The sequence below is a fragment of the Streptomyces viridifaciens genome, from assembly GCF_001888885.2.
Classification (GTDB): Bacteria; Actinomycetota; Actinomycetes; order Streptomycetales; family Streptomycetaceae; genus Kitasatospora; species Kitasatospora aureofaciens.
In genome coordinates, this window is the sequence record NZ_CP090841.1 from 1,124,244 (window position 1) to 1,140,289 (window position 16,046).

At 70.9% G+C, this 16,046-nt stretch carries 19 protein-coding genes; 6 read left to right on the plus strand and 13 right to left on the minus strand.

Going from position 1 to position 16,046, the window contains the following annotated elements; genetic code table 11:
* Positions 1 to 67 precede the first annotated feature (67 nt).
* From BOQ63_RS12465 to BOQ63_RS12515, 11 genes are all read right to left on the minus strand, one after another.
* Positions 68 to 445, minus strand: a complete 378-nt coding sequence (locus BOQ63_RS12465; RefSeq protein WP_072654245.1) for a hypothetical protein — start codon at positions 443 to 445, stop codon at positions 68 to 70.
* Positions 442 to 1,020 (minus strand): hypothetical protein, encoded by a 579-nt coding sequence (locus BOQ63_RS12470; protein ID WP_072654246.1) that lies wholly within the window; start codon positions 1,018 to 1,020, stop codon positions 442 to 444. Before BOQ63_RS12470 ends, BOQ63_RS12465 begins: the two co-directional genes overlap by 4 nt.
* On the minus strand, positions 1,011 to 1,826 hold the full coding sequence (locus BOQ63_RS12475) for a hypothetical protein (protein WP_072654247.1): 816 nt from the start codon (positions 1,824 to 1,826) through the stop codon (positions 1,011 to 1,013). The genes BOQ63_RS12470 and BOQ63_RS12475 overlap by 10 nt, the downstream gene beginning before the upstream one ends.
* A 70-nt stretch (positions 1,827 to 1,896) precedes the next feature.
* Positions 1,897 to 2,640, minus strand: coding sequence for a hypothetical protein (locus tag BOQ63_RS12480; RefSeq protein ID WP_223885915.1), 744 nt, complete (start codon positions 2,638 to 2,640; stop codon positions 1,897 to 1,899).
* 335 nt (positions 2,641 to 2,975) lie between these two features.
* Positions 2,976 to 3,152, minus strand: a complete 177-nt coding sequence (locus BOQ63_RS12485) for a hypothetical protein (RefSeq protein ID WP_167395728.1) — start codon at positions 3,150 to 3,152, stop codon at positions 2,976 to 2,978.
* A 10-nt stretch (positions 3,153 to 3,162) separates the two neighbouring features.
* Positions 3,163 to 3,627, minus strand: a complete 465-nt coding sequence (locus BOQ63_RS12490; protein WP_072654249.1) for a hypothetical protein — start codon at positions 3,625 to 3,627, stop codon at positions 3,163 to 3,165.
* Positions 3,628 to 4,015: 388 nt separating this feature from the next.
* The gene (locus tag BOQ63_RS12495) at positions 4,016 to 4,201 is read right to left on the minus strand and encodes a hypothetical protein (protein WP_072654250.1); all 186 of its coding nucleotides are present in this window, start codon (positions 4,199 to 4,201) and stop codon (positions 4,016 to 4,018) included.
* Positions 4,202 to 4,211: 10 nt separating this feature from the next.
* Complete coding sequence (locus BOQ63_RS12500; protein ID WP_167395729.1) at positions 4,212 to 4,355, minus strand: hypothetical protein; 144 nt, start codon at positions 4,353 to 4,355, stop codon at positions 4,212 to 4,214.
* A 137-nt stretch (positions 4,356 to 4,492) separates the two neighbouring features.
* Positions 4,493 to 4,903: a hypothetical protein gene (locus tag BOQ63_RS12505; RefSeq protein ID WP_107488638.1), complete on the minus strand. Its 411-nt coding sequence runs from the start codon at positions 4,901 to 4,903 to the stop codon at positions 4,493 to 4,495.
* 5 nt (positions 4,904 to 4,908) lie between these two features.
* Complete coding sequence (locus tag BOQ63_RS12510; RefSeq protein WP_072654251.1) at positions 4,909 to 5,745, minus strand: cupin; 837 nt, start codon at positions 5,743 to 5,745, stop codon at positions 4,909 to 4,911.
* A 79-nt stretch (positions 5,746 to 5,824) separates the two neighbouring features.
* Positions 5,825 to 7,459: a major capsid protein gene (locus BOQ63_RS12515; RefSeq protein ID WP_072654252.1), complete on the minus strand. Its 1,635-nt coding sequence runs from the start codon at positions 7,457 to 7,459 to the stop codon at positions 5,825 to 5,827.
* 302 nt (positions 7,460 to 7,761) lie between these two features.
* On the opposite strand from BOQ63_RS12515, the gene BOQ63_RS12520 reads away from it, so the two are divergent.
* Positions 7,762 to 8,193, plus strand: a complete 432-nt coding sequence (locus tag BOQ63_RS12520; RefSeq protein WP_072654253.1) for a hypothetical protein — start codon at positions 7,762 to 7,764, stop codon at positions 8,191 to 8,193.
* Entirely contained in the window at positions 8,193 to 9,239 is a 1,047-nt protein-coding gene (locus BOQ63_RS12525; RefSeq protein WP_143174708.1) for a hypothetical protein, read from the plus strand. The genes BOQ63_RS12520 and BOQ63_RS12525 overlap by 1 nt, the downstream gene beginning before the upstream one ends.
* Positions 9,240 to 9,330: 91 nt before the next feature.
* On the opposite strand, the gene BOQ63_RS12530 is transcribed toward BOQ63_RS12525, so the two are convergent.
* Both BOQ63_RS12530 and BOQ63_RS12535 read right to left on the minus strand, forming a co-directional pair.
* On the minus strand, positions 9,331 to 9,975 hold the full coding sequence (locus BOQ63_RS12530) for a hypothetical protein (protein WP_223885916.1): 645 nt from the start codon (positions 9,973 to 9,975) through the stop codon (positions 9,331 to 9,333).
* Between the two features lie 234 nt (positions 9,976 to 10,209).
* Positions 10,210 to 10,860: a TetR/AcrR family transcriptional regulator gene (locus tag BOQ63_RS12535; protein ID WP_030281151.1), complete on the minus strand. Its 651-nt coding sequence runs from the start codon at positions 10,858 to 10,860 to the stop codon at positions 10,210 to 10,212.
* A gap of 127 nt (positions 10,861 to 10,987) precedes the next feature.
* On the opposite strand from BOQ63_RS12535, the gene BOQ63_RS12540 reads away from it, so the two are divergent.
* From BOQ63_RS12540 to BOQ63_RS12555, 4 genes are all read left to right on the plus strand, one after another.
* A complete protein-coding gene (locus BOQ63_RS12540) occupies positions 10,988 to 12,151 on the plus strand; it encodes an acyl-CoA dehydrogenase family protein (RefSeq protein WP_030281149.1) in 1,164 nt (387 codons plus the stop codon).
* A 42-nt stretch (positions 12,152 to 12,193) separates the two neighbouring features.
* Entirely contained in the window at positions 12,194 to 13,393 is a 1,200-nt protein-coding gene (locus BOQ63_RS12545; RefSeq protein ID WP_030281146.1) for a thiolase family protein, read from the plus strand.
* Positions 13,394 to 13,422: 29 nt separating this feature from the next.
* Complete coding sequence (fabG, locus tag BOQ63_RS12550; RefSeq protein ID WP_030281144.1) at positions 13,423 to 14,181, plus strand: 3-oxoacyl-ACP reductase FabG; 759 nt, start codon at positions 13,423 to 13,425, stop codon at positions 14,179 to 14,181.
* Between the two features lie 313 nt (positions 14,182 to 14,494).
* Entirely contained in the window at positions 14,495 to 15,901 is a 1,407-nt protein-coding gene (locus BOQ63_RS12555) for a S53 family peptidase (RefSeq protein ID WP_046386510.1), read from the plus strand.
* The last annotated feature ends 145 nt before the right edge of the window (positions 15,902 to 16,046 follow it).

The window sequence follows — 16,046 nt, forward strand, 5'->3', positions numbered from 1 at the left end:
CCCGTCCCCTGCGGCGCTGCCGATGTCCACAACCTGTGGAAACTGATCACGCTGCGACCGGTGCCCGTCAACGGCCCTCGCGCAGCGCCCGCTGGAGGAACGGGTTCGCCCGGGTGCCGGGATGGTGGACGACCTTGGCGAACACCGTCCGGCCGCCGATCTCGAACCTCAGCGCCTTCGCCCGCCGGGGCCGGATGATGTGCGGGCGGGTGCCCTCGACGACGTACCGGGTCGCCGGGTGGTCGCAGACGATGACCCCCTGGAGGCCGTTGGGCCCCTCGGTGATCTTCCACGAGATGAAGTCGCCCATCCTGCCGGGCGCCAGCCGCTCGGCGATCGCGGCGGTGCGCTCCGTCCGCTTGCGCAGGCCCCGCTCGGCGAGCCCTCCGCGCAGCCGCAGCAGGCGAGCGATGCGGCCCTGGTCGATCCGGACTTCGACGCTCACGGCTTCTCCTCGGTCGGGCATCCACAGGTCGGCAGGGCCACGGTGACGCGCTGTTCGACGCCCATGCAGCCGCCCTCGGGCTCCAGCAGCCGCCCGGGGCCGAGGTAGAACTGCGGGCCGCGCCGCCCGCCAGCCGCCTCGGGAAGGCAGCACAGCAGCGCGCTGTGGATTGTCGCCATGTCGACGTTCACGGTTCGGGCCGCGTCCGCCAGCTCCTCGCACGCGGGCGGGCACCCACGCTCGTCCATGACCGGTGCGCAACGCAGCAGGGTGACGACCAGCTCGACGGCGGCCGTCGGCGGCGCGCAGTTCCGGCTGCCCTGCAGCGCGCGGTCCTCGGACGGGAACTGGCTGGTGGCCGAGATCCGGGCGACGTGGACGGTCAGCTGGCCGCCGGTCGCGTCACCGCACGGGTCGTTGCAGCCGTCCCACGCCAGCGGGCCGGGGACGACGCATGCCCGGCACGGGCAGCCCGGCTGACCGTCCACGGCCGCCGCAGCCGCCTCCAGCGCTGCGCACACGCATCCGAGGACGGCCTGCGCGAGGTCGTGCACGGCGAGCGGGTTCACGGCCACGTCGTCACCCTCGGCCGCCGGAAGTCGGGGCTGTAGACCCTGCTCGGCGAATCCAGCCGGTGCGGGTTCACCGTGTTGAGCCACAGGTCCACCAGCGGGAGACCGGTGCGCCCCTCCGAGAAGATCAGCGTTGGGTCGGCCATCTCCAGTTCGACGCCCTGGCGCACGACCCGGGTCACGTTTCCAGGCAGCCGGCATTCCCCGCAGCCCCGGGTGCCGGGCGGCAGGCACGCCACGATCAGCTGGCAGGTCAGCTCCGACACGGCGGCGATCGCGGCCTCGTCCAGGGGCAGGCCCACCCGGTAGGTGACGGTGAAGGTGCCGGGGGCGCCCTCGGGGGCGGCCATGTCCTGGCACGTGGGCCAGCACTCGCCGTCGGTGCGCACCAGCAGCCCCGGCGCGTCGACCCGGTACGCCTCCGGGATCAGGTCCTCCCCGTCGACGTTGACCGACACGATGTCGTACACCGGCCCTTCCAGCCGCACTTCGCACAGCTCCCCGCAGGAGCAGTCGGAGGAGCAGCCGCACACGGAGGCGTTGCGCCACGCCCCGTCGACGCCGATGTACGGTACCCACGGGCCGGTGCCGATGCCTGCCTGGAAGGACAGCGGGGCATCGTCCAGGCAAGAGCGGCGGCACGGCCGCACGGTGACCGGGCACGGCCCCCAGCGCATGCCAGACAGCCGCCACAGCGTTTGGGAGGCCACACGCTGCCAGCGGTCAATGACCGCCTGGTCGAGGTCGTCGGGGAGCTTGCAGCACAGCTCGACCGGCCACGGGTCGCACGGCCCGGATCGAAGCGGCATCAACGCCTCCCGGAGGTCGAAGCGGTGGCCGCCCGCGAGCGGGGGTGCCCGCGGGCGGCCTGGGCAGCGGTCACGGCGCGCAGAGAAGCGGCACGTAGTCGCAGGACGGCTTCGGGGGCTTCACCGTGGTGATGAAGGTCCGCCGGTGGCAGGCGGCGCCGATCGGGGCCAGCATCTTGCCCGCGGTGCCGGCCCTGTCGGTCGGCATGACGTCGTACGGGCCGGTGCCCCCGCCGCCGGCGGCCCGGGTCGCGCCGGTGAGGGTGAGCGCGGCCTTCTCTGAGCCGATCTCCAGATCTCCGAGCTGACCGTTGGTCACCCACGGCATCAGGAAGTAGATCCGGGCGCCGTCACCAGCGTTACCGGAGCAGGCGTCCGCGCCGAGGACTTCCGCCCACAGCTCGATCGCGAAGCCGGAATTGCAGCTGATCGAGCAGTCGTCGTAGCCGATCGGCTTGCCGTCGAAGCCAAACACGACCGGGTTGCCGGTCGTGATCTCGATGAACTCCGGGCTCACGGCGAAGAAATTCAACTCGATGTCGTAGCCCTTGAAGCTCGGGCAGCCGCGCTTGAAGCCGCAGATACGGCCGTTCGCAGCCTTGTACTCGACGTCGTCGCCGTCGTCGACGTTCGCGTTCATGGCGAGGGACGCGAAGCAGTCGAAGACGTAGGAGCCTTCCGGGCCGCAGAGGGGGCGGCCACAGCCGTCGACCCGGGTCACCCGGATCGTGTCGCCGTTCGCGATGAGCGGGCAGGACATGCCTGGAACCTCCGGTGACGTGGAGGCCCGGCCCAAAACCAGCGGCTCAGCCACCAGGATAGCGGGGTTGGGTGTTGCCGCCCCGACGCTTCTCCTACGCTTCCTTGGGGGCTTCGTGCCGAAGTGCGAGGAGGGGCCAGGCGTGGGCGGCGACGGCTTGTGTGTGAAGTGCCGCAACAGTCGACCAGCGGACCGCCGGGGCTGCTGCCGATCGAGGATCCCTGGCTGGGCCGTCCTCCTGGTGGTCGCCGCGGCCCTCGCAGGCTTCGTGATCGCTTTCCAGCCCGAGCCGTCCGATAAGTGCCCTGACGAGCCGCTGCTTGTCGCTCCATCCCACCCTCCGCGCCCGGACGGCTGGCGGTGCAAGCACCCCTGACGGCGCCTCGCGCTCAACGGGCGGTACGCGGCTCCTCCGGCTGCGTAACCTCTGAGACCGCAAGGGTGGGCGACCCGAGGGCGGTGTAGTACTCGTCCTCGGAGACCTCCCGGAAGCCTTCGAGTGCGAGCAGGCGCTCGTCCCCCGATGTCTCCAACGCCTGACCGTTGGCGGAAATGTAGAAGGCCATGATCGAGCTCCTATCGGGTGGTGACGTTGATCATCATCTCGGTGACCCACGAGTTCACGTTGAGGGTGCCGCTGACGACGCGCACCGCCGGGTAGGCGGTGAGCGTGCCGCCCACATGGGGGGCGTACACGGCGGCTTGGTGGGTGGTGAAGGTGAACTCTTCGAGGCCTGCGGGGACCGCGGACCCCAGGCGGCCGACCATCCGGCGGGCTGCCGCCGTACCGGCATCGACTTGAACGGCGTAGCCGATCTCGAACTGCGCACCAGCCGGCCACGATGCCTCGACGTGGCCGGTGAACGTGACGCCGAGGGCGATCCCGCGGCAGGGCGACAGGCTGTCAGCGGTGTACTGTGCGCGGCTGTTGATGTCGGGGCCGATGATTGCCCACCCGGTGACACCGAACGTGAACGGCCCGAGTTGAAGTGCTCCTGGCGCGAGGACACCATGGCGGCCGCGTGCTCGGGCGGTGTCCACAGCATGCCTGTGGTGGGGTCGCACTTGAGCGTGGAGTTCACAGCCGAGTCGCAGGACCAGGCCGTCGCCCAGGCGGCTGACCCGCCTGCCGGGCGGACGGAGAGCGGGCTGCCCGCCTGGCCGGTGCCGGTGAGGCCGCAGCCGGTGAGAAGGGGGCTCGTGCTGACCGTGTACGGGGTGCTGGTCGACCCGTTGCCGGACAGCGTGATCCCCGAACCGGCCACGACGACGCAGCTGCATTCGGTGGCGCCGCAGCACCTTCGCATGGGGCTCCTCCTTCGAGGAAAGGCGGCGCCCGGCCCACAACCAGCGGCTCCGTCGAGTCTATGGGCCGCCTGGGCCGGGCGTGGCAAGCGCGGGCCGCGGGGAAGAGCCGGCGGCCCGCGGTTCAGGAAGCCGCGGTGGGCTGCTGTTCGGCCAGCCACTTGGCCGCGCGCTGCTCCGCCTGCTGCGTGGCCTCGCTGCGCTTCTGCTCGTACTCCTGCTGTGGGATCTCGGTCCAGCCGTCTGGTGGCGGCCAGGTGCCGCCGGACTGCATGAGGCTGGTCCCGTCCGGGCTGCGGTGGTACTTCACGGAGCGCTCCTCAGGGGGTGTTGGTGGTGTAGTGGAACGTGCCGTCGGAGATCCACGAGTTGATCGTGAGGCTGCCCGTGCGGACGTACACGGCCGGGTACATCACCACCGAGTTCGCGGTGCTGGCCGGGACACCGAAGTTCGTGACGTTCACGGTGCCGTTGCTGCGTTCCCTGCGTGCTGTACCGACCGTCGTCAGGGGGCCCCAGAGCGGCCGGGCCTGCGGGGGCGCAGCAGGATGCAGCGGGCGCGCCCGGGCCGTCGCCGCAGGGAATGGGCTCGACTGGCACCTCAGGCCTCCTGGTGGGCCTGGCGGCGGTGGGTGTCCCGGCCCCGCTCCGTGCCGAAGTGCCGGTCGCACGTGCCGCACGGGAACGCGGCCTCGGACAGGACGGGGGCGGGGTCGCTGGCCGGCTCTTCCGGGGCCTCGTCGGCGGGATCGGGCTGGGTGCCGGCCGGGCTGGCGGCCGGTGGTGCGCCGTCTCCGGCCGGGGCGTCGGCGGCGCCTTGGCCGCCGGCGGCGGGCACGTAGGGCTGCCCCTCGACGAGGGCGCCGAGCAGAATGTCCTCCGGCGCTTCGGCGAACCGCTCGGCGGGGACGGCGAACTCGTGCGTGCTGACGGTGCGCACCTTCGGGTCCTGGGCGATGGCCCACTGGGCGAAGGCCCGGATGCGTGCGGCGGCAGGCTGGACTCGGATCATGTGGTTCACGGGCAGACCACCACGTTCACGGCGCATACGGTGCAGGTCGTGGCGACGACGTAGGTCCGCTCGACGAGGACCCGCCGGTCGTTGTTGCGGGTGTTGACGGACGGCCCCGGCGTGTCCGGGACGACGGTGGCCGCGCCTCGGCGGATCACCAGCGGACCAGTGATGTACAGCCAGGCGGTGCCCGGCGCGGCGGGGACACCGCCGGGCCCGGTGTTCTCCGCGCTGTACCCGGCGCCGATCACAGCGCAGTTCCCGGCGATGGTGCGCAGCGCCCCCGTCTCCGGGTCTTCACGCAACAGGTTGCTGCAGCCGAGGATCGCGGCGGCGCCGGCCGGTACGTGCAGGGTGCCGACGCCGCCGTACGACTCGGCGAGGCAGCCTTCCAGCACGGCGACGCCCTGGGCGACGCTCAGCGGACCGGCCGCCGGGGTGAGGTCGACAGCGTCGGCGGTCAGCTTGGTCCGCCAGAACCCGGCTTCGACGGCCTGCTGCTCCCCCAGGGTCAGGCTCGCTTCGGCGTGGGCGCGGGCCTCGGCGTATCCCCAGCCGGGTGCCGAGCACTGCGCACCGGCGTAGATGTGGATCGGGGTCGCGTGCTCGACCGCGGGACGGCAGAACTCCTTGGTCTGCGGCGGGCCCGGCGGATCCGCTTCGCACGGGTCGGCCCACACTTTGACCGGGCAGCAGCCGAGCGCCATCCACTCGACGCCGTTCAGCTCGTGGATGTTCTCTTCGGAGACGTCCGTGACGGTTGTGCAGGAGGCACCGAGGATGCCGCGGGGTAGCGGCTTTCCCGGGATCGCCTCGACGTGGCTGCGCAGGCCTTCCGGCATCACGCACCTCCAGTCAGCGAGTAGCGGCGCGCGGCCGGACCCCGGTCAGGGCCCGGCTCGCGCTGGGGTGCGGGAGGCGTCAGGCGACGGGGCAGGCCAGTGTCTTCTGGGCACCGGTGGTGCCGTCGGCGCACACCGGGACGGTGACGAGGCGGGTGTCCACCGAGCGGTCGACCAGCGCCACGCATTCCTCGCTGAACGTGGCGGTGTAGTCGTTCGTGGAGAACTTCGTCGAGTCGTGCACCACCCCGAGGCTGACCTCGGCGCCGCGCCCGATCTGAAGGCTGCCGGCCGGGTAGATCAGGAACTTCACCTCGTCCGGCCAGGTGGTGGCCGCGGTGGCGCCCCCGATGTGGGTCGGCACGGCCGGGGCGAGGCCGCGCGCCCACTGGATGCGCACGCCGAGCGGCGAGTACAGGTCCTGCACCATCGCCGGGGTGACCTGATCGAGGTTGACGCCGTTGCGGCGGGCGAGGTCGGTAAGCATCATGTTCCGCGCCCACCAGGGGAACACGACCTCCAGCGCCGTGCTCTCGCACAGGCTGTGCCGCTCGATCATGTCGGCCGCTTCGAGAGCGACAGCTCCGTACAGCGCCGATACGGTGCCCATCGTCGCGGCCAGCGTGACCGGCGTCGCGGACGCGAGGGCCCGGTTGAACAGTTCCTGCTTGATCCGGATCTCGTGCGCGACCATCTGGTTCCGCAGGTACCAGGCGGTCAACTCCGGGAAGTGGCGCTGCGTCAGGATGCCGCTTTCGAGGCACACGCCGACCGCGTCGCAGCGCACCTCCTCCGGCGTCGGGCAGGGGATCTTGAAGCACGGCTTGGTGGTGCCGGCGATGTCGTCGGCCTCGGTGTGCACCCAGGTCAACTGGCTCACGTCGAGGGTCGGCGTCTTGAAGTACCGCAGACCGCCCCTGGCGAGCTGGGTCTCCGGCGCGTCCCACAGCATGTCCGGGCAGGCGACGTCGGCGATCTCGTACACGGTCTCCGACGGCGCGCACCATCCGCCCGAGGCGACGAGGTCGCCCTGCGGCAGGCGCCGCTGGCTCGACGCGGCGAGGGTCACCGTGGTGCCCTCGGGGATGGACCCGGCGTCGGTGACGATCAGATCCTCGGGGAACGGGTGAGTGTAGGACGCCACCTGGCTGCTGCCACCGCCGACGGTCTTGAGGGCGTTCGCGCGGGCGATGACCCCTGAAGTCAGGTCGTCGAAGTCGATCTCGGAACCGGGCTTGTGGCCAGGGACGTCCACCGACGCGGTCAGGCGGGTCGCCGGCTTGGCGGGCTCCGGCATGACGCGGCGCTGCCGGGCGCGAACCGCCCCGAGGTTCAGCGTCGGCCGGGCGGGCGGGGTGGCCGCCGCGGTGGTGGTCTTCGGCTCGGGGTCGTCGGAGGCGGTCACCTCATCCTCCCGCTCGACCTCGGGCTCGGGCTCGGCAGCGGCCGGCTCCTCGGGCGTTTCGCCGCGCACCTGCGCCGCGAGCGCGTCGATCTCGGCGGCGGCCTGCTGCGCCGCTTCCAGGCGCGCGGCCTGCTCGGCGCGGATGGAGGCGACGCCCGCCACGAGGGCACGCATCTCGTCCAGGTCGTCCGTGCTGATGTTCGCGCTGGTGGAACGGGCGTTGAACGCGGCGGTGGCGCTGTCCAGGAGCGCGGAGAGCTCGTCGTCGGTCAGCGCGTTGAAGGTCTCGGGGAGCTCGAACGGGTCCACGGGCCATGTCTCCAGTTCGTACGTGGAGTGTGGCCCGGCCTATCACCAGCGGCGCTCCCGACCAGCATAGCCAGGTCCTGAGCGCGGCACTTCCTACGCGACTGGGCGGTCTGCCAGCGACGGGACCGCGCGCACGGGGAGCTGGCCTCGGGGTCTCACCTTCACCGGGACCAGCCGCCCGCGCGTATACCGACAGGTCTGCTTCGCGCTTCCGCTACTCCGTGATCTGACTATGCATTACCTTGTTTGCCTTAGCGGGCCGGACGTGTCCGCGAATCGCTCAACGAAGCGGGAGTTCAAGGGTGTTGACGGACGCACTGGTGGAGCTGGCGGCGGCAGGCGGAACTGCGGTGGTCAGCGCGGCGGCAACGGACATCTGGCAGGCCACCAAGGGCAAGGTCGCCCGGCTGTTCGGCCGAGGCGATGACCGGGACGAACAGCGCGTGTCGGTGCAGCTCGACCGAATCCCGATGGAGCTCGACCAGGCCGCCGAACCGCAGCAAGAGCGCGTCCGGGCCGCGCTCCGGGACCGGTGGACCGTGAAGCTGACTGAGCTGCTGGAGGAGAACCCGGAGCTCGAAGACGACCTCCGGGCCCTGGTCGAGGAGGTCCGTGCCGCGGTGCCCGCGGCGCAGCAGACCTTCGTTCAGAACAACAACGCCTACGACAACGCGACGCAGAACATCACCCAGACCGGCGACATCGTGGTCGGCAACAAGTCCCGGGCCCAGTGATGGGCAGCCCCGACCAGGCGGGGGCCCAGGCCAACAACGCCTATGGCAACGCCACGCAGAACATCACCCATGGCGGCGACATCGTTCTGGAGTCACCTGAGGAGGTCAGACGCCGGGCAAAGCACAACCGGTTCGTCAGGATCGGCATCGCCCTGGGCCTGGTTGTCGCGGCGACCGTGGGCATTGTCGTCTTCCAGATCGAGCAGGACTCGCAGACCTCCAACGACCTGGCTCGGAGCGGTCCGGAGTTGAAGTCCAATCTCGCAGCGTCGCAGGTCTCGGCCTACATCGAGGGAGGCATCGACGGCGAGGAATACGACGCCTCTGTTCAGAACGCGGCGCGAACGAAGGTGAACCTCTACGGCCCCCACATCGACATCACTCTGGGGAACATCGCCAACGGCACCTCCCTGGTTACGAAGGCCAGCATTACATTCAACCGGCTCCAGTCCCTGAAATCGTGCGCTGCTGTCGGCGGGCAGCTGGTCGTCTCGGCCAACTACCAGTTCCAGATCCCGGACAATCAGCAGCCCGTACCGCCGGCGAAGCCCTTCACCCTCACCAAGCCGATCAGCTACGAGGTGACCGCCAACAAGCACGACCGGCTCATGCTCACGGTAGGACTGCCGGCCATCCCCGATGGCAACTCGCCGTGGCTCGGCGTGGTGGACGTCATCCTTGAGCATGACGGCGGCCAACAGCTCAAGATTGGCCCCATCGCGCTTGTAGACACCGGCTCCAACTCCGAGTTCTACCCGGCCGGCGACAAGTGGAAGATCCCCGACAAGCCCGCCGCTGGGTGCATCGACGAGAACATCAAGCTGGTCTCCGAGGTCTTGAAAACGCCGAACCTTGTCGTTTCGCGGGAAGTTGCGGGCTTGGACCGCGCCCTGCGGAATTTCAAGGCGTCGCCTACCGGGCAGCCTAAGGCCGACGTGCCGTCACCGTTCGCCCCGGGCCCAGCCAAGACCCCGCCCACGGGACAGGACGGGGACGGCGATCCGTCATATCCTGCCGTCGATCCAGGCGTCTACACGCTCCTCTGACGGCGCCCGACGAGCGGTAGGGCACTGGCCTGGGCCACTTCGTCCTGCCGGCGGGCCACCCGGTTTCTCGGAGTGGCCCGCCCGCTCGTCGTCACTGGGCGGTCTTCGCTGCGTCCATACCCTTCTCCCGGACGACGCTTCCGGGGTACCGCTTGGAGACGGTCTCGGCCGTCGGCTTCGAGGACGAGGCGAAGAGGACCTTGCCCGCGCCTCCGTCGGCGACGACCTCGAACTGCTGGCGGCCCTGCTGGCAGGCGCATCCCGTGAGCGTCTTCGGGCTCATCAGCTTGTGCTTCCGGCCGCGCCGGACCATGGTCTGCTTCATCTTGTTGACCCAGGCGCTCACCGTGGCCTTACTGAAGTGCTCCGTCGAGCGCACATCGCAATGCGCGAAGGTCGGGAAGATGTAGGTCTCCAGCTCCTTCAGGCTGGCCGCTCGGTACCGCTCCTCGACCCTGGTCCTGTTGGCGACGGACGCGCGGGCATAGTTGTCGAAGCGGTACCGCTCGTCCTCCTCTAGGCCGGCGGTGGGGTCGATGTAGCCCTTGCCCTTGACCCAGCCCGGCGGCCACAGCTGGCCGGCCTCGTCGACTGCCGTCTTGAAGATCTCCGCTGAGGCCTCGTCGTCGAACCTCTCGGTCTGCCAGGGAGCGCTGGCGCCACCGCCGAGCCGCCACTTCACCTGGTAGCTGGTGACCTCGCCGTGCTTGTTCTTGCGGGGATATACGCCCTTCATGGCGGCAGAGAGTACGCCGATGTTCCCGCCATGTTCCCGCGTCAGGGGCGTCTCCCGCGCATTTCAGGCCGTTCTCCCAGGTCAGAAGTCATAGACCGCTTGATGTTCAGTGCCGGTCTACCACCGGTACTACGACCCGGTGGACCCGGAGCAGCGGCCGGCCTTCCTCGCCCGCGAGCCCTGGTAGGACGACGCGGAGCGCCTGCGCCGGGTCGGAAGCGGCGCCGTACGGAGCTACCGGACCGGCCGCGCGGCGAGGCGCTCGAAGCGCAGGACGAGCCCCTCCAGCAGCGCCTCCAGCCCGGTCTCGAAGGCGCCCTCGTCGACCGTCCCCCGGTGCCCCGCGAGCCGGTGCGCCTCGCCGAGGTGCGGGTAGTCGGCCGCGTCGTAGACCTCGGCGTCCGCCGGGAAGCCGGCGGCGAAGGAGGCGAGTGCCGAGCCGGTGACGAAGTAGCGCATCAGCGCGCCGATCCGGGTGGCCTGGCCGCGCGGCCAGCCGGAGTCGACCAGGTGACCGAACACGGCGTCGGCCAGGCGCAGCGCGTTGGGCCGCCGCCCCGGTCCCTGGGCGAGCACCGGGACGATGTTGGGGTGGGCGGCCAGCGCGGCGCGGTAGGAGCGCGCCCACGCCCGCAGCGCCTCGGGCCAGGGGGTGTCCGGGCGGCCGAACATCGACAGGTCGACTTCCCCGATGACGCTGTCCACCACCGCGTCCAGGAGTTCGTCCTTGGTGGCGAAGTGGTTGTAGAGCGACGGCCCGCTGACAGAGAGCTCGGCGGCGAGGCGGCGGGTGGAGAGGACCTCCAGCCCTTCGCCGTCGATCAGCCGCAGGGCAGCGGCGACGATCCGGTCGCGGCTGAGGAGCGGGGTGCGCGGGCGGGCCATCGGGTCGCTACCTCCGGTCGGGTGGGTGGGGACCGATTCTGGCAGGTGCCCCTTCCCAGCGCGGCGGGTCGGAGCTACAGTCCCCTCGTAAAACTTACAGCGCTAGTTTAACGAGGTGGCCACCGCCGTGAACCTGGAGTTGTCCGAGGAGCAGAGCGCCGTCCGGGACCTCGCCGCCGCCTTCACCGACCGCGAGGTCGTGCCGTACGCCGCCGAGTGGGACCGCGCCGAGTCGGTGGACCGCGCGATCATCGGCAAGCTCGGGAAGGTCGGGTTCCTCGGCCTGACCATCCCCGAGGAGTACGGCGGCAGCGGCGGTGACCACCTGTCGTACTGCCTGGTGCTGGAGGAGCTCGGGCGCGGCGACTCGGCCGTGCGCGGGATCGTCTCGGTCTCGCTCGGCCTGGTCGGCAAGTCGATCAACGGCTTCGGCACCGAGGAGCAGAAGCGCCACTGGCTGCCCCGGCTCACCTCGGGCGAGGCGCTCGCCTGCTTCGCGCTCACCGAGCCTGGCACCGGCTCGGACGCCGCCAACCTCACCACCCGGGCCGTCCGGGACGGCGACGACTGGCTGATCAGCGGCGCCAAGATGTTCATCACCAACGGCACCTGGGCCGATGTCGCCCTGGTCTTCGCCCGCACCGGCGGCAGCGACCCAGAGCAGCGGGGCCACCGGGGCATCACCGCCTTCCTGGTCCCCACCGACCTGCCCGGCTTCGGCCGCACCGAGGTCCACGGCAAGCTCGGCCTGCGCGGCCAGGCCACCGCCGAACTCGCCCTGAACGACGTCCGGGTGCCCGACAGCGCCCGGCTCGGCGAGGTCGGCAAGGGCTTCACGGTGGCGATGGCGGCCCTGGCCAAGGGGCGGATGTCGGTCGCGGCCGGCTGCGTCGGCATCGCCCGCGCCTGCCTGGAGGCCGCCGTCCGGTACGCGGGCGAACGCGAGCAGTTCGGCAAGCCGATCGCCTCGCACCAGCTCGTCCAGGAACTGCTGGCCGGCATCGCGGTGGACGTCGAGGCCGCCCGGCTGCTCACCTGGAAGGTCGCCGACCACATCGAACGCGGCCTGCCGTTCGCCACCGAGTCCTCCGTCGCCAAGCTCTACGCGAGCGAGGCCGCCGTCCGGGCCGCCAACAACGCGCTCCAGGTCTTCGGCGGCTACGGCTTCATCGACGAGTACCCCGTCGGCAAGTACCTGCGCGACGCCCGGGTGATGACCCTCTACGAGGGCACCAGCCAGATCCACCAACTGCTCATCGGGCGTGCCCTGACCGGCGTCAACGCCTTCTGAGATCCGCAAGCGCATCCCACCCCTCTCGACAAGGAGCACGACGTGCGTCCCGTCTACTTCGCCGCAGCCCGCCGCACACCCATCGGCCGGCTGCGCGGAGCGCTCGCCACGGTCCGCCCGGACGACCTCTCGGCCACCGTGCTGCGCGCCCTGCTCGCCGACGTACCCGCCCTCGACCCGGCCCGCATCGACGACGTCTACTGGGGCGCCGCCAACCAGGCCGGCGAGGACAACCGCAACGCCGCCCGGATGGCCGTCCTGCTGGCCGGGCTGCCGGAGACCGTCCCCGGAGCCACCGTCAACCGGCTCTGCGCCTCAGGCCTGGAGGCCGTCACGCTCGCCGCCCGGGCCATCGGCTCCGGCGAGGCCGAGGTGGTGCTGGCCGGCGGCTGCGAGTCGATGACCCGCGCGCCGTTCGTCCTGCCCCGCCCCGACGAGGCGCTCCCGCACCGGATCGAGACCCACGACACCCGGCTCGGCTGGCGGCTCACCAACCCGCGGATGGCCGAACTGCACGGCGTGCTCAGCATGGGCGAGACCGCCGAGGAGGTGGCCGGCCGGTACGGCATCGGGCGCGAGCGCCAGGACGCCTTCGCGCTGCGCAGCCACCAGCGGGCCGCGGCCGCCCGCAAGGACGGGCACTTCGACGCCGAGCTGATCCCGGTCGAGCGGCCGGACGGGGTGACGGTGACCCAGGACGAGGGCGTCCGCGAGGACACCAGCCTGGAGAAGCTCGCCAGGCTCAAGCCGGCCTTCCGCCAGGGCGGCACCGTCACCGCCGGGAACGCCTCGCCGATGAACGACGGCGCGGCCGGACTGGTCCTGGTCAGCGAGGAGGCGCTGCGCGACCTCGGGCTGCAGCCGCTCGGCCGGTACGTGGCCGGGGCCTCGGCCGGAGTGCACCCGGACGTCATGGGCATCGGGCCGGTGCCGGCCACGGCCAAGGTGCTCGGCCGGGCCGGGTGGAGCCTCGCCGACCTGGACACCGCCGAGCTGAACGAGGCCTTCGCCGCCCAGGCGCTGGCCTCCGCCGACGGCATCGGGTTCAGCCCGGAGCGGGCCGACGAGGTGGTCAACCCGAGCGGCGGGGCGATCGCCCTCGGCCACCCGCTGGGCGGCTCGGGCGCCCGCATCCTCACCACCCTGCTGCACCGGATGCGCCGCACCGGCGCCCGGCGCGGCCTGGCCACGATGTGCGTGGGCGTGGGGCAGGGTACGGCCGTGCTGGTCGAGAACGTCTGACGGATTTTCGAGTGAGCGGAGGAACTGAGATGGCGCGTTTCGCAGGGAAGGTCGCCGTGGTGACCGGCGCGGCGCAGGGGATCGGCGCGGCCACCGCCCGCCGGCTGGCGGAGGAGGGCGCGACGGTCGCCGTGGTCGACCTGACCGCCGAGCGGGCGGCCGGGACGGTCGCCGAGATCACAGCCAAGGGCGGCACCGCCAAGGCCTACGGCTGCGACGTGGCCGACTACGAGGCCGTGGACGCGGTGTTCGCGCGGGTGGTGGAGGAGCTCGGCGGGCTGCACATCCTGGTGAACAACGCCGGGATCACCCGGGACAACCTGTTCTTCAAGATGCCCAAGGCCGACTGGGACACCGTCCTGACCGTCAACCTGACCAGCGCGTACAACTGCAGCCACGTGGCGCAGAAGTACATGGTGGCCCAGAAGTACGGGAAGATCGTCTCGCTCAGCTCGCGCTCCGCGCTCGGCAACCGGGGCCAGGCCAACTACGCGGCTGCCAAGGCCGGCATCCAGGGACTCACCGCGACCCTGGCGATCGAGCTCGGTCCGTTCAACATCAACGTCAACGCCGTCGCCCCCGGCTACATCGCCACCGCGATGACGGCGGCCACCGCCGAGCGGGTCGGCGCCACCGCCGAGGACCACCAGGCCGAGGTGGCCGCCCGCACTCCGCTGCGCCGGGTCGGGCAGCCGGAGGAGATCGCCTCGGTGGTGGCCTTCCTGGCCAGCGAGGAGGCCTCGTACGTGAGCGGGCAGACGCTGTACGTCAACGGCGGGGCCCGGTAGTCCCGGCAGCCGGCTGGTCCCGGCAGCCGGCGCGATTCCGACGACTCCGGTGGCTCCGGATTGAAATGGGTGAGCGCTGGGTAGATACGGTTAATATTCATTGAATGTTACTGACGCGTCATCACATGGCCGTCCCAGGTGCGTGGTTACTTTTTCCTGGGACGGCCTTTACCATTTCGCGTGGCCGATCATGACCATCTACCCGGTCGGACGACCCCACCAAATGACTATGGCATGATCATGCGGCGCTCGATGGGATGTCCAAACCGACCCGACCGGACCTGGTCGGGCCCTCTGCGTCCCAAGGAGTCCCATGGGCAGCCCCGCCACCCTCCGCCGCGCCCTGGCTCTGCTCGCCGTGGGGGCCACCGCCCTCACCGCCGGCACCATCGCCGTTCCGGCCGTCGGCGCCGCGACCGCCGCCCCCGCGCACGACCTCTCCGGCGTGCACGTCCGCCCGGCCTCCTTCGGCCACCACCTCGCCACGACCCGCCCGGCGCCGCTGACCACCACCCAGTGCGTCAGCCAGATCGGCATCCACTGCTACTCGCCCGTCCAGTACCAGGCCGCCTACAACCTGGCGCCGCTGTACAAGGAGGGCATCACCGGCAAGGGCCGCACGATCGTCATCGTCGACTCCTTCGGCTCGCCGACCATCCAGCACGACCTGGAGGTCTTCGACAAGCAGTGGGGTCTCAAGGACACCCAGGTCGAGGTCCGGAAGTGGGGCAACGTTCCCGCCTTCGACCCGAAGAACCCCGACCACACCGGCTGGGCCGGCGAGACCACCCTGGACGTCGAGTACGCCCACGCGATCGCCCCCGACGCCCACATCGTCCTGGTCGAGACCGGCGTCGCCGAGACCGAGGGCACCACCGGCCTGCCCGAGATGATGGACGCCGAGAAGGACCTCATCAAGAAGGGCGTCGGCGACGTCATCTCGCAGAGCTTCGGCGCCACCGAGAACACCTTCCCGGGCTACGACAAGGGCGACTTCAAGTCGCTGACCGACCTGCGCTACGCCTTCAAGGCCGCCGCCGACCGCAACGTCACCGTCCTCGCCGCCTCCGGCGACAACGGCGCGACCGACTCGCAGTCCAACGGCACCGACCTGTACCCGTTCAAGGTCAACTCCTGGCCGTCCTCGGACCCGCTGGTCACCTCCATCGGCGGCACCCAGCTGACCCTGGACGACAAGGGCAACCGCACCGCGCCCGACAAGGTCTGGCACGACAAGTCCGGCGCCGGCGGCGGCGGCGTGTCGGGCATCTTCTCCCGCCCGTGGTACCAGGCCGGCGTCGCGGACGTCACCGGCAACCACCGCGGCACCCCCGACATCAGCATGAGCGCGGCCGTCGACGGCGCCGCCTGGACCTACGAGTCCTACGACCCGACCGCGGTCGGCTGGCACCTCACCGGCGGCACCAGCGAGGCCACCCCGCTGTTCTCGGGCATCGTCGCCCTCGCCGACCAGCTCGCCGGCCACCGCCTCGGCCAGCTCAACCCGAGCCTGTACGGCCTGAGCCTGCTCCCGAGCAACTGGAGCGGCATCGTGGACGTCAAGGAGGGCGACAACAGCTGGGGCGGCGTCACCGGCAACAACGCCACCCAGGGCTACGACCTCGCGAGCGGCCTCGGCACCATCGACGGCACCAAGTTCGTCCACGCGATCGCGGGTGACGTGCTGGGCAACGACAACAGCCAGGGTGACGAGCAGTAAGCAGTCGCGGGTGGTCGGCGTGCGGCGGTCGGTGTCCGACAAGGGACCGCTGGCGGCTGACAACTGACAAGTGACAGCGAACGGATAACAGATTTCATCATCTGTTATCCGTTCGCTGTTTTCTGTTTGCTGTCATCTGTTCGGC